The 13493-nt window shown below is 35.4% G+C and carries 11 protein-coding genes and 3 tRNA genes; 7 read left to right on the top strand and 7 right to left on the bottom strand.

Annotation, left to right across the window (positions count from 1 at the left end):
- Positions 1–71: 71 nt before the first annotated feature.
- Positions 72–1170, bottom strand: a protein-coding gene (prfB, locus tag FLB_RS04265; protein ID WP_157490527.1) for a peptide chain release factor 2 whose coding sequence is annotated in 2 segments (ribosomal slippage) — positions 72–1106 and positions 1108–1170 — 1098 coding nt in all. Because the reading frame shifts where the segments join, the coding sequence is not laid out codon by codon here.
- Between the two features lie 87 nt (positions 1171–1257).
- Here prfB and FLB_RS04270 point away from each other — a divergent pair.
- Entirely contained in the window at positions 1258–2286 is a 1029-nt protein-coding gene (locus FLB_RS04270; RefSeq protein WP_064714712.1) for a threonine aldolase family protein, read from the top strand.
- Between the two features lie 47 nt (positions 2287–2333).
- Here FLB_RS04270 and FLB_RS04275 read toward each other — a convergent pair whose 3' ends face one another.
- The gene (locus tag FLB_RS04275) at positions 2334–2654 is read right to left on the bottom strand and encodes a YbaB/EbfC family nucleoid-associated protein (protein ID WP_064714713.1); all 321 of its coding nucleotides are present in this window, start codon (positions 2652–2654) and stop codon (positions 2334–2336) included.
- A 144-nt stretch (positions 2655–2798) separates the two neighbouring features.
- Between FLB_RS04275 and FLB_RS04280 the strand changes: the two genes are divergently transcribed.
- Together FLB_RS04280 and FLB_RS04285 are read left to right on the top strand one after the other, a co-directional pair.
- Positions 2799–4859, top strand: a complete 2061-nt coding sequence (locus tag FLB_RS04280; protein ID WP_157490538.1) for a S9 family peptidase — start codon at positions 2799–2801, stop codon at positions 4857–4859.
- A gap of 70 nt (positions 4860–4929) precedes the next feature.
- The gene (locus FLB_RS04285) at positions 4930–5970 is read left to right on the top strand and encodes a PLP-dependent cysteine synthase family protein (RefSeq protein ID WP_064714715.1); all 1041 of its coding nucleotides are present in this window, start codon (positions 4930–4932) and stop codon (positions 5968–5970) included.
- Positions 5971–6258: 288 nt separating this feature from the next.
- Here the strand turns inward: FLB_RS04285 and dnaK are convergent, their stop codons facing one another.
- Positions 6259–8142 (bottom strand): molecular chaperone DnaK, encoded by a 1884-nt coding sequence (dnaK, locus tag FLB_RS04290; protein ID WP_064714716.1) that lies wholly within the window; start codon positions 8140–8142, stop codon positions 6259–6261.
- A 179-nt stretch (positions 8143–8321) separates the two neighbouring features.
- On the bottom strand, positions 8322–8525 hold the full coding sequence (locus tag FLB_RS04295; protein ID WP_157490528.1) for a hypothetical protein: 204 nt from the start codon (positions 8523–8525) through the stop codon (positions 8322–8324).
- 114 nt (positions 8526–8639) lie between these two features.
- On the opposite strand from FLB_RS04295, the gene FLB_RS04300 reads away from it, so the two are divergent.
- The 3 genes from FLB_RS04300 (at position 8640) to FLB_RS04310 (ending at position 11642) form a co-directional block, all read left to right on the top strand.
- Positions 8640–9167, top strand: coding sequence for a hypothetical protein (locus tag FLB_RS04300; protein ID WP_064714718.1), 528 nt, complete (start codon positions 8640–8642; stop codon positions 9165–9167).
- 54 nt (positions 9168–9221) lie between these two features.
- Positions 9222–9995 carry a sulfite exporter TauE/SafE family protein gene (locus tag FLB_RS04305; protein ID WP_064714719.1) on the top strand — a complete coding sequence of 258 codons (774 nt, stop codon included), beginning with the start codon at positions 9222–9224 and terminating at the stop codon, positions 9993–9995.
- Positions 9996–10223: 228 nt separating this feature from the next.
- Positions 10224–11642 (top strand): adenosine deaminase, encoded by a 1419-nt coding sequence (locus FLB_RS04310; RefSeq protein WP_064714720.1) that lies wholly within the window; start codon positions 10224–10226, stop codon positions 11640–11642.
- 135 nt (positions 11643–11777) lie between these two features.
- Here the strand turns inward: FLB_RS04310 and FLB_RS04315 are convergent.
- The 3 genes from FLB_RS04315 to FLB_RS04325 all read right to left on the bottom strand — a co-directional run bounded on the left by FLB_RS04315 (position 11778) and on the right by FLB_RS04325 (position 12031).
- Positions 11778–11851: transfer RNA gene (locus tag FLB_RS04315), tRNA-Arg, on the bottom strand.
- Positions 11852–11858: 7 nt separating this feature from the next.
- Positions 11859–11933, bottom strand: a tRNA-Pro gene (locus FLB_RS04320).
- 14 nt (positions 11934–11947) lie between these two features.
- Positions 11948–12031 (bottom strand) — tRNA-Ser (locus FLB_RS04325).
- 241 nt (positions 12032–12272) lie between these two features.
- Here FLB_RS04325 and FLB_RS04330 point away from each other — a divergent pair.
- Positions 12273–13451: an acetyl-CoA C-acyltransferase gene (locus FLB_RS04330; protein ID WP_064714721.1), complete on the top strand. Its 1179-nt coding sequence runs from the start codon at positions 12273–12275 to the stop codon at positions 13449–13451.
- Positions 13452–13493 lie beyond the last annotated feature (42 nt).

Here is a 13493-nt window from a genome sequence, read left to right on the forward strand (position 1 = left end):
TCTGTAAGTTGTTTAAAAAAAAAGCGACTACTTTTAATAGTAGTCGCTAGATGGCTAATATGGATTCTTGTTTACTCTTCTTCTTTTTGGCCCATCATCATGAGGAAGGCTTTTAGAAATGGGTCGATATTGCCGTTCATTACACTATCAACATCACTAGTTTCTTGTCCTGTTCGGACGTCTTTAACTAATTTGTATGGATGCATTACATAGTTTCTAATTTGCGAACCCCATTCAATTTTCATTTTTTTAGCTTCGATTTCATCTCTAAGAGCTTGTTTCTTTTTTAACTCAATTTCGTACAATTGCGATTTTAACAACTGCATGGCTTTGGTTTTATTATCTAATTGAGAACGTGTTTCTGAATTTTCGATAATAATTCCAGTAGGGTGGTGGCGCAAACGTACTGCGGTCTCTACTTTGTTTACATTTTGACCTCCAGCACCACTGGAACGCATGGTTTCCCACGAAATATCGGCAGGATTAATCTCAATTTGAATGGTGTCATCTGCAAGAGGATATACATAAACCGAAGCAAAAGAAGTATGTCTTTTGGCATTGCTATCAAAAGGGGAGATACGAACCAAACGATGTACGCCATTTTCTCCTTTTAAGTAACCAAAGGAGTAATCGCCTTCAAATTCTAAAGTAACGGTTTTGATTCCAGCTGATTCGCCCTTTTGAAAATTTAGTTCTTTAATTTTGTAACCGTATTTCTCGCCCCACATGATGTACATGCGCATCAACATTTCGGCCCAATCGCAACTTTCGGTTCCGCCAGCTCCAGCGGTAATTTGCAAAACAGCACTTAGTGTATCTCCTTCGTCGGAAAGCATGTTCTTGAACTCAATAGCTTCGATGTGATTTTCGGCTAAATTGTATTGTTCATCAAGTTCTTCAATGCTTAGTTCACCTTCTTTATAAAAATCATAAGCTAGTTGCAGTTCTTCGGTAAGAGTTGCAGCTTTGTCATAATCTTCAATCCACTTCTTTTTATTACGTAAGTTTTTTACAATGATTTCGGCTTCTTTTGCATTATTCCAAAAGTCGGGAGCAAAAGTTTTTTCTTCTTCGTTAGTGATTTCAATGAGTTTAGCATCAACGTCAAAGATACCTCCTCAACGCACCAAGGCGCTCCACAATACCTTTAATTTGTTCGGTAGTTGTCATAAATTATTATTAATTTTGTTTTGCAAAAATATAAAAAAATTACCACAGCACAAGCTAAGGTCTTACTGTGGCTGATATATATAACTTATGGAAATTAATTTAGTGAGTGATACAGTGACCAAGCCCTCTCCAGAAATGTTGCAGTATATGTTTAGAGCAGTTGTTGGTGACGATGTTTACAAACAAGATCCTACAGTAATTGAATTAGAAGCTCGCGTAGCCGCTATGTTTGGAATGGAAGCTGGTTTGTTTTTTCCTTCAGGTACTATGGCGAATCAAACGGCTATAAAATTACACACCCAACCTGGTGAGCAGTTAATTGCTGACAAATATGCCCATGTATATAATTATGAAGGTGGTGGAGTTTCGTTTAATAGCGGTGTTTCTTGTTGTTTATTAGATGGAAATCGCGGAATGATTACAGCCAATCAAGTCGCTGATGCAATTAACGATCCTGAATTTTATCATAGCCCCAAAACAAGTTTGGTCTGTGTTGAGAATACTACAAATAAAGGAGGCGGAGCCTGTTACGATCTAGAAACATTGCAGCAAATCAAGCAAGTTTGTGATGGCAATAATTTAAAGTTTCACATGGATGGTGCTAGAATTTGGAATGCTTTGGTGGCCAAAAGACAAAATCCTAAAGAATATGGAAAGTTGTTCGATACTATTTCAGTGTGTTTGTCCAAAGGGTTAGGTGCGCCAATTGGTTCGGTTTTGTTGGCCGATAAAGAAACGATTCATAGGGCTTTGCGAGTGCGCAAAATTTTGGGAGGTGGAATGCGTCAAGTAGGCTATTTAGCCGCTGCGGGGATTTATGCTTTAGAGAATAACATTATGCGATTGACAGAAGACCATCGCAGAGCCAAAGAATTAGGACTCTTATTGAGTAGGCTTCCTTGGGTAGAATCAGTAGAACCTGTTGAGACAAATATTTTGATTTTTAAAGTGATTCCAAGTTTAAGCGATGCACTTTTAATTGAAACATTACGTCAAAAAAACATAGCCATTAGTTCACTTGGAAAAGGAAAACTTAGAATTGTGACGCATTTGGATTATCGCGAAGTCATGCATTCTTATGTAATAGAGACTTTGCAGCGTTTATTTGTAGTATAAAAAAAAAGGATTTAGAGTTTTACTTTAAATCCTTTTTTTATGACTTGTTATTTGAATAAATTATCCATTCCAGGTATCATCGGCATGTCCATTTTGGCTACAGCATCTAATTCTGTTTGATTTACTTGATTGGCTCTTGTGATAGCTTTATTGAGAACTAGTATCAAATAATCTTCAAGTTGTTCTTTGTCTTCTAGCAATTCATCAGCTATGTTTATTGATTTTATAGCAGTATTTGCTGTAACAGTAATTTGTAATAAACCATCAGAACTTTGTTCGTCAATCAAAATAGTATCTAGTCTTTTTTTAGTGTCTTCTATTTTTTGTTGGGTTTCTTTTAGCTTACCCATCATTCCCATTAAATCCATTTTTTGTTTTTTTTAAAATTATTGGTACAAAATTACTATATTGCTTATTGATAATCAACACAAAAAATAATGAAAAATTCTATTCGTTTGGTTTTGCTTTGTGTTATTTTTGCATTAACAATTACTAAGGCAAAAGCACAAAAAATGGCTGAAAATATACAAGCACCTGTAGCTAAAATTATTCCAAAACAACTAGTAAAGCACAACGATACTAGAATCGACAATTATTTTTGGTTAAACGAAAGAGAAAACCCAGAAGTGATTTCTTATTTGAATCAAGAGAACGATTATTACAACGCTAAAACAGCTCATACCAAAGAGTTTCAAACCGAACTTTTTGAAGAGATGAAAGCGAGAATTAAAGAAGATGATCAGTCTGTTCCTTATTTTTATAATGGCTATTTTTATTTGACTCGATACGAAAAAGGACAAGATTATCCCATTTATACCCGAAAAAAAGGAAATTTGACCGCTCCTGAAGAAATTCTTTTTAATTGTAATGAATTGGCGAAAGGACATTCTTACTTTCAGCTAGGAGGGATGAGTATCAGTCCTAATAATAAGTATGCTTCTTTTGGAGTAGACACTAAAGGAAGAAGAATCTACACCATTCAAATTAAGAATTTAGAAACAGGTGAAATTCTTTCAGATAAAATAGAAAATGTCACCGGAGGTTCTGTTTGGGCCAATGATAATGCAACAATTTTTTATACCCAACAAGATAAAGTTACCTTAAGAGCTGATAAGGTTTTTAGACACAAATTAGGTACTGATGCTAAAAGTGACGTATTGGTTTTTGATGAAAAGGACGACACCTTTAATGTTTATGTTAGTAAAGAAAAATCAAGAAAATATATTGTAATTGGTTCAGGAAGTACGTTAACTAGTGAATATAGAATTTTGGATGCCGATAAACCTGACGGGGAGTTCAAGGTGTTTCAACCAAGGGTTCGTGGTTTAGAGTATAGTATTTCTCATTATGGAGACTCGTTTTATGTTTTGACTAATAAGGATAAGGCAACTAATTTTAAATTGATGAAAACGCCTGAAAATGCTACTTCAAAAGATAATTGGAAAGATTTAATTCCACATCGTAAAGATGTTTTATTAGAAGGCATCGAAATATTTAAAAACTACTTAGTCGTTGAAGAACGTTCTAATGGATTAAATCATATTCGTATCATGCCTTGGAGCGGAAAAGGAGATTATTACTTGCCTTTCGACAACGAAACATACAGTGCATATACTACAACAAATGTTGATTTTGATACTGATATTCTTAGATATGGTTACCAATCAATGGCAACTCCTTCTTCTGTTATTGATTTTAATATGACCACCAAAACCAAAGAGGTTTTAAAAGAACAACAAGTATTAGGGGGAAAATTTGATAAAAATAGTTATATCGAAGAAAGAGTTTGGGCTACCGCTACTGATGGGACTAAAGTGCCAATTTCGATGGTGTATCACAAATCCATTAAGAAAGATGGTAAAAATCCATTGTTGCTCTATGCCTATGGCTCATATGGAAATACGATGGAACCCTATTTTTCTTCTACGCGATTAACTTTATTGGACAGGGGTTTCGTTTATGCAATTGCTCATATTCGTGGAGGAGAGGATTTAGGTAGACAATGGTATGAAGATGGTAAATTGTTTAAAAAGAAAAATACGTTTACCGATTTTATTGACTGTTCTAAATTTGTAATACAAGAAAAATACACCGCACCAGAACATTTGTACGCTGAAGGTGGTTCTGCTGGTGGATTATTAATGGGTGCAGTTGTAAATATGGCTCCAGAGTTATACAACGGAGTAATTGCTCAAGTTCCATTTGTTGATGTTGTGACAACAATGTTAGACGATAGTATTCCTCTTACAACGGGAGAGTACGACGAATGGGGAAATCCAAATGACAAAAAGTACTACGATTATATGCTGTCGTACTCACCTTATGATAATGTGAAAAAGCAAAAATACCCAAATTTGTTTGTTTCTACAGGATTACATGATTCACAAGTTCAATATTGGGAACCGGCAAAATGGGTAGCTAAATTGCGCACAATGAAAAAAGATGAAACAGTTTTATATCTTGTTACTAATATGGATGCTGGTCATGGCGGGGCTTCAGGTCGATTTGAGTCATTAAAGGAATTGGCGAGAGAGTTTAGTTTTTTACTAGATTTGGAGAAAATTAAAAAGTAATTCGATTTTTTTTGTTAAGTTTGCAACCTATCTAGGTAGTTTATACTCAGCTTAGATTAACTATTTTTTTATGAAAGAAGAAATAAACGCTTATAATAATATTTTAGAATTAATAGGTAACACTCCACTTATTAAGCTAAATAGAGTTACTCAGGAATTTGAAGGTAATTTCTATGCTAAGATAGAAGCTTTCAATCCAGGACATTCTTCAAAAGATAGAATTGCATTATATATTATAGAGCAAGCTGAAAGTAAAGGTATACTTTCACCAGGTGATACAATAATAGAAACTACTTCTGGCAATACAGGATTTAGCTTAGCGATGGTAAGTATAATAAAAGGATATAATTGCATACTTGCAGTGAGTTCTAAATCTTCCAAAGATAAAATAGATATGCTAAGAAGTTTAGGTGCAAAAGTATATGTTTGCCCTGCACATGTTTCTGCTGATGATGAGCGTTCTTATTATAGTGTAGCCAAGCGACTGCATGAAGAAACTAAAGGTTCTGTTTATATCAATCAATATTTCAATCAATTAAATATAGATGCTCACTATTTGTCTACTGGACCAGAAATTTGGAAACAAACCAATGGTAAAATAACGCATTTAGTAGCCTGTAGTGGAACTGGAGGAACGATTTCGGGAACTGCAAAGTATTTAAAAGAACAAAATCCAAATATCAAAATTTTAGGTGTTGATGCGTTTGGTTCTGTTCTAAAAAAATATCATGAAACCAAAGAATTTGATAGTGCTGAAATTTATCCATACAGAATTGAAGGTTTGGGTAAAAACTTAATTCCAACTGCAACTGACTTTGATGTTATTGATAAATTCATGAAAGTAACAGATGAAGAAAGTGCACATTCTACGAGAGAATTAGCTAGGAAAGAAGGTCTTTTTGTAGGATATACTTCAGGGGCAGTGATGCAGGCAATCAAGCAGTATGCTGAAGAAGGAGAATTTGATGAGAATAGTAATGTAATTGCTATCTTTCCAGATCATGGTTCTCGTTATATGAGTAAAGTTTTCAGTGATGATTGGATGAATGATCAAGGTTTTTTTGATAGTGTAAATGAAGAGGAAGAGCAAAAAATTGAGTTTGTAAAATAAAATTTCAAGCAATTGTTAAATATGGAATATCAGGTATGTTTGATGCCATTTTAAGAATATATTGATTAAATAAAAGGAGTATAATTTTAGGATTTTACTCCTTTTTTTGTACGCGCATTTTTGTTAAAGGCTTTTTTATAATAAAAAAAAACAGCTCTTGATATGGATTTACAAGGAAATCAAAGTCTTTTCTAGTGTCTGCAAAAGAAGAAAATACATAAAAAAAACCGAGTCATTACTGACTCGGTTTATATCCATTCCCTTATTCCCCCTTGGGGGCTTGGTGGATTATTTTACTTCTTCAAAGTCAACATCTTCAACATTGTCTCCTTGTGCTTGACCTTGTGGCTCCGCAGCAGCTTGACCTTGTTCACCTTGAGCATACATTGCTTCAGTTGCTTTTTTCCAAGCAGCGTTGATGTTGTCCAAAGCAGTTTGAATAGCTGGAATGTCTTGAGATTGGTGAGCCATTCTCAATTCAGTTAAAGCGTACTCTACAGCCACTTTGTTATCGTCAGATAATTTATCTCCAAGCTCTTTCAATTGAGACTCCGTTTGGAAGATCATTCCGTCTGCTTCGTTCAATTTCTCAGCTCTTTCTCTTGCGATTTTATCTGATTCAGCATTAGCTTCAGCATCTTTTTTCATTTTCTCGATTTCTTCAGCAGTTAATCCAGAAGAAGCTTCGATACGAATGTCATGAGATTTACCAGTTCCTTTGTCAGTTGCAGATACTTTGATGATACCATTAGCATCGATGTCGAAAGTAACTTCAATTTGAGGAACTCCTCTTGGTGCTGGTGGAATTCCATCTAAGTGGAAACGACCGATTGTTTTATTATCAGCAGCCATTGCTCTTGCTCCTTGCAATACGTGGATTTCAACAGATGGTTGAGAATCAGCAGCAGTAGAGAATACTTGTGATTTTTTAGTTGGGATAGTTGTGTTAGACTCGATTAATGTAGTCATTACACCACCCATAGTTTCGATACCTAAAGATAAAGGCGTAACGTCAAGTAACAATACATCTTTTACATCTCCAGACAATACACCACCTTGAATAGCAGCTCCAATCGCTACAACTTCATCAGGGTTAACTCCTTTAGAAGCTTTTTTACCAAAGAATTTTTCTACTTCGTCAGCAATTCTTGGCATACGAGTAGAACCTCCTACAAGGATTACTTCGTCAATGTCAGAAGTAGACAAACCTGCATCTTTCAATGCTTGTGCTACTGGCGCCATAGAACGTTTTACTAAACTATCAGACAATTTTTCGAATTGTGCTCTAGTTAATTTTTTCACTAAGTGTTTTGGTCCTGAAGCCGTAGCAGTAACGTATGGCAAGTTGATTTCAGTTTCTGCAGAAGAAGACAATTCAATTTTTGCTTTCTCAGCAGCTTCTTTGATACGTTGTAATGACATTGGGTCTAAACGTAAATCAATACCTTCTTCAGCTTTGAATTCGTCTGCCAACCAGTCAATGATTACTTGGTCAAAATCATCACCACCTAAGTGAGTATCACCATTAGTAGACAATACTTCGAAAACTCCGTCTCCTAATTCCAATACAGAGATATCAAAAGTACCTCCACCTAAATCGTAAACAGCAATTTTTTGATCTGTACCTTTTTTATCCAATCCGTAAGCCAAAGCCGCAGCAGTTGGTTCGTTGATGATACGCATAACTTTCAAACCAGCGATTTCACCAGCCTCTTTTGTAGCCTGACGTTGAGCATCGTTGAAGTAAGCAGGAACAGTAATAACTGCTTCAGTTACTGTTTGACCTAAATAGTCTTCAGCAGTTTTTTTCATTTTTTGAAGTGTCATAGCTGACAATTCTTGAGCAGTGTATAAACGACCATCAATATCCACACGTGGCGTATTGTTGTCGCCTTTTACAACTGTGTAAGGAACTCTTTTTGCCTCTTCTTGAGTTTCAGCAAAAGTGTGTCCCATAAAACGTTTGATAGAAGCAATAGTCTTAGTTGGATTAGTTACTGCTTGTCTTTTTGCAGGATCACCCACTTTAATTTCCCCACCTTCTACAAAAGCGATGATAGATGGCGTTGTTCTTTTTCCCTCTGCGTTAGGAATAACAACTGCTTCATTACCTTCCATTACAGAAACACAAGAGTTGGTCGTACCTAAATCAATTCCGATTATTTTACCCATTTTTATTATATTTAATTTTTATTGTATACTCGTTTTAACAACTCGAGGTCGGTAAGTCAAGGACTGTGCCAAGCGCCTGTCAGTCTATAAATTGTCAGTTTGCCCCAAAAATGGCGGAAAAAAATATGACAAGATGACATTTTTAATTCCAAAAATCAAAAATCAAAATTTAAAAAACGTCACCCTGAGCGCAATCGAAGGGCAAATTCCTCCATTACACTACTTTTTAGGAGCTTAATCCTGCTGTACGTTACAATCTCCGTCTCGGTTGGCTTTTTTTGCTGGGTGGCAAAGGAGCTTCTTGGGTCGCTCTTTCCCACCCGCAAAAAAATAGCCACCCGAGCCAGAGGATTTTCACTCCCATCAGGGCTAGGTTGATGCATAAAGACACATTTTTGATCCTCTAATTCAAAAATGATGTGTAAAAACATCCTAGATTACAGTCAATTAAAATAAATGGATAACTTTGTATCTCTATAACTTTAAAATCCAAAAAAATGAAAAAGATTATCGTAATAGTAGTAATAGTAGCAAGTTTATTATTTGTTGCTTGCCAAAGCAAACCGAAAACGGAAAAAGAAGAAAATAAAAACAAAGCTGTAGTTAAAACGCAAAATAAGGCCAAAACAACCGATATTTCTTTCGTATTAGCCAAGAATTATTTTGTAAAAAATACAATTGATAAAGTAGATAATCCAAAGATTGAAACGGCAGAAAAGTTTAATGAAATCTTTGGTATGGCCACCACAATGGGTAAAGATGGAAAACCTACAGAAATTGATTTTACTAAGCAATATGTTATAGCAGTAATTTTGCCTGAAACAGACTTGATGACAACTATTGATCCCGTTAGTTTACAAAAGGATGGTAATGGAAAAATCACATTGACCTATAAGAAAGTAGTAGGACAAAAACAAACGTTTACAATAAAGCCAAGTTTTGAAATTATAGTAGACAAGATTGAAAATGGAACCATTGAGTTGAAAGAACAAAAATATAAAAAACTCAATCAAAAAAGTAAATGAGTAGTAGTTCTGTTCTAAACAGATGCTTGTAATTTAAAGATTTAATATCAAAACATGGATTACTTTTTGATTTGCTTGGTTGCTTTTTTGGGATCTGGGTTAACATTGTTCTCGGGCTTTGGCTTGGGAACATTGTTAGTGCCTGTTTTTGGTCTGTTTTTTCCTATAGAAATAGCCATTTTGTTAACTGCCATTGTGCATTTTTTAAATAATATTTTTAAACTTTTGCTATTAGGTCAAAAAGCGAACAAACAAGTGCTGCTGTCTTTTGGGGTTCCAGCCATCGTTTTTGCTTTGCTTGGAGCCTTTTTCCTATCGTATGTGGAGGGCATGCAGCCAATAGGGAGCTACGTTCTTTGGGGGCATACATTTATTCTTTTGCCTATTAAAGTTTGTATTGGTTTGGTTCTGTTGTTTTTTGCCTTGTTCGAAATTATTCCAAGTTGGTCACAATTTACTTTTGATAAAAAGTATCTACCATTGGGTGGAATGTTGAGTGGTTTTTTTGGTGGATTATCTGGTATGCAAGGGGCGTTACGAGCAGCTTTCTTGATTCGATCAGGTTTGTCTAAAGAATCTTATATAGGAACAGGTGTAGTTATTGCTTGTTTGATCGATCTTTCGAGAATGTGGATTTACGTGCAAAACTGGTCACAAAACACTGGAAAAATTGCATATCCTTTGGTTTTTTGTGCTACGCTTTCGGCTTTTTTAGGAGCTTTTTTAGGGAATCGTTTGTTGAACAAAGTAACGCTTAAGAGTATTCAATTGTTAGTAGCTGTGCTACTTATGGTATTTTCGGTATTGTTGGGTTTAGGGATTTTGTAGTATAAAAAAACACATTTAGTTATCTAATTGTAAATCAAAGATATAGCGAGTTAAGTTGATTTACTAAATAGAAGTTTTTATCATAAAAAGACTGATGTTACTTGTGTTGCTTTAGCGTGGTTTGTGATAACTATTTAAAAAGCAAACACTTACAATTTTAATGTATACCTCATAAAACTGATCTTTTTTACCTATTTTTGCACCCCAAATCGACTAAATTTAAAAAGTATGAAAAAAATTTCGCTCTTTTTACTTCTTTTAAGTACTGTATTTGGAACTGCTCAAAGTGTCGAAAGCTATTTTGAAACGATACGAAGTAACGAAGCTCAACTCACAGCTTTTTTTTCTCAAATGCCCAAAGGGGGTGATTTGCACCATCATTACTCAGGATCTGTTTACACTGAACCTCTGATAGCTTATGCTATAAAAAGTAATTTATATCTCAATTTAGAAACTTTAGAGGTGCAGCCAGAAAAAAGCAAAGAGGGCAATTGGGAGACCTTTGAAATGATTCAGAAAAAAGGATTGCTGCCCTTGTATCAACAAAAAATTATCGAAAAATGGTCGATAAAAGATTTTAATGGAGTGAGTTATCCTTCAGACAAACAGTTTTTTGAGTCTTTTGGAAAATTTCAGGCTACGATTGCTCCAACTTTCGAACAAGGATTGTTGGAATTAAAAAATCGTGCCATCAAAGAAAATGTTAGTTACATCGAAACTCAATTGTCTACTATTCCGTGTGACATGAATATTGCTGACTTATCTTCTTTTAATGAACAACTACGTGTTTTGGTTGCTCAAAAAGATGAGAAAAATTTTTTCAAAGTATTGGATCAATTGTATTTGGCTTTTACTAAAAGAGACGCAGCAAAATATGCTGAAAAATTCAATACTGATTTTGTGGCGCGCATGCATAAAGACTTGAAGATGGATGACGCGCAATTTACGATGCGTTATCAAAACTTTGTTCTGCGTTTTATGGAACCTGTAGATTTGTTTAAAAATCTAGTGATTGCTTTTATCTCCACTGATACTAGTCCGCTTCTTACTGGTGTGAACATTGTTTCACCCGAAGACGGAGAAACTTCGATGAAAGATTACGAATTACATATGTTAATGTATAAATACTGTCACTCCAAATTTCCGAAGGTAAGATACAGTATGCATGCTGGCGAATTGACACTTGGACTAGTTAAGCCCGAAGAGTTAACTTGGCATATTAACGCGGCAGTATATACCGCCGGCGCAAATAGAATTGGACATGGCGTTGATTTGGCTTACGAGAAAAGCAGTTACGAACTCCTACGTTATATGGCAAATAATAAGATTGCTATTGAAATTAATTTGGTAAGTAATGAGTTTATTTTAAAAGTAAAAGAAAATCGTCATCCGTTTAGCTTGTATAAAGAATTTGGTGTGCCTATCGTGATTAGCACTGACGATGCAGGTATCTTAAGGACTAATCTTGTTGAACAGTATGTTCTTTTGGCGAAAAGATACCCTCAAGTTAGCTATAAAGACATCAAAGAATATGTGTACAACGGTATTTATTTCAGTTTTATAGAAGAGGAGGCTGTGAAGCAGCAATTATTGAGCGATTTAGATCGTCGTTTTAAAGTTTTTGAAGCTCAATTTCCGTTACGATAAACTTTAATGTAAGAAAGAGTTTGATTCATTTCAATTTATTTGCGTTTTTGTTGTGATTTTGAACTTGATCCATAAAAATAAAACAAAAAAAAGTGCAGATACAAAAAAACCCTTGATAAATCAAGGGTTTTGAAGTGAACGCAGAAGGATTCGAACCTTCGACCGCCTGCTTAGAAGGCAGGTGCTCTATCCAGCTGAGCTATGCGTCCATTGTTGTCGGGGTGGCAGGATTCGAACCTGCGACCTCCTGCTCCCAAAGCAGGCGCGATAACCGGGCTACGCTACACCCCGAGTGGCAAAATTTGCGGAGAGACAGGGACTCGAACCCTGGCGACGGTTACCCGTCGACAGATTAGCAATCTGCTCCATTACCGCTCTGGCACCTCTCCTAAACCAAGAAAGCTATCTTGTTTTGCGGTTGCAAATTTAAGTCAACTTTACGTTTCTCGCAACTATTTTGATGCTTTTTTTTAAATAAAATTCAATATATTTATAAAAGACTTAACAATCAAACAAATACGATTGATAGTGCTTAGGTTTCTTTTTGTTAAATGCATATTATTTTATGAAAATATGAAATAGTTGCAAAAAAGATTAAATTTGCTAAATAAATCAACATATTTTTACATTATGAACAAGAAAGTAGTTATAGTTTCTGCTGTAAGGACTCCAATTGGGAGTTTTATGGGAGGATTATCCAATATTACAGCTCCGAAATTAGGAGCCATAGCTATAAAAGGAGCTTTAGAAAAAATACAACTAGATGGTAATTTAGTTGATGAAGTTTACATGGGTAATGTAGTTCAGGCGGGTGTTGGTCAAGCTCCTGCTAGGCAAGCTGCATTATTTGCAGGATTGTCCAATGAAGTGGCTTGTACAACTGTAAATAAAGTATGTGCTTCTGGTATGAAAGCGGTTATGTTAGCTTCCCAAGCTATTCAATGTGGAGATGCTGAAATTGTTGTTGCCGGTGGAATGGAAAACATGAGTTTGATTCCGCATTACATGAACCTACGTTCTGGAACAAAATTTGGTCCAAGCACTATGGTTGACGGAATGCAAAAAGACGGTCTTACTGATGCTTACGACAATACTGCGATGGGTGTTAGTGCCGATTTATGTGCTACTGAATATAAAATCACACGTGAAGAACAAGATGCATTTGCAATAGAATCATACAAAAGATCTTCTGATGCTTGGGGTCTAGGTAAATTTGATAATGAAATTGTTCCAGTTGCTGTTCCTCAAAGGAAGGGTGATCCTGTTCTAATTTCTAAAGACGAAGAGTTTACCAATGTGAATTTGGACAGAATACCTACTTTGAGTCCGGTTTTTACTAAAGATGGAAGTGTGACCGCAGCAAATGCTTCAACAATTAATGATGGTGCTGCTGCTTTGGTGCTTATGAGTGAAGAAAAAGCAGTATCTTTAGGATTTAAACCATTAGCTTATATAAAAAGTTATGCTGATGCGGCTCAAGAACCTAAATGGTTTACGACAAGTCCAGCAAAAGCATTGCCAAAAGCTCTTGAGAAAGCTGGTCTTGCTCTAGGCGATGTGGATTATTTCGAATTCAACGAAGCTTTTTCTGTAGTTGGTTTAGCAAATTCAAAAATTCTTGGTTTAGACCACAATAAAGTAAACGTAAATGGGGGGGCGGTTTCATTAGGACACCCATTAGGTTGTTCTGGTGCTAGAATTATAGTAACGCTATTAAATGTTTTGCAGCAAAATAATGCTAAAATTGGTGCAGCTGCAATTTGTAATGGTGGAGGTGGAGCATCGGCCATAGTAATTGAAAAAATTTAAAACACAAAGTTGAATTGTTGTTCTTTAGCGGCTACAAATCTT

The sequence above is a fragment of the Flavobacterium succinicans genome, from assembly GCF_001662485.1.
Lineage (GTDB): Bacteria > Bacteroidota > Bacteroidia > Flavobacteriales > Flavobacteriaceae > Flavobacterium > Flavobacterium succinicans_A.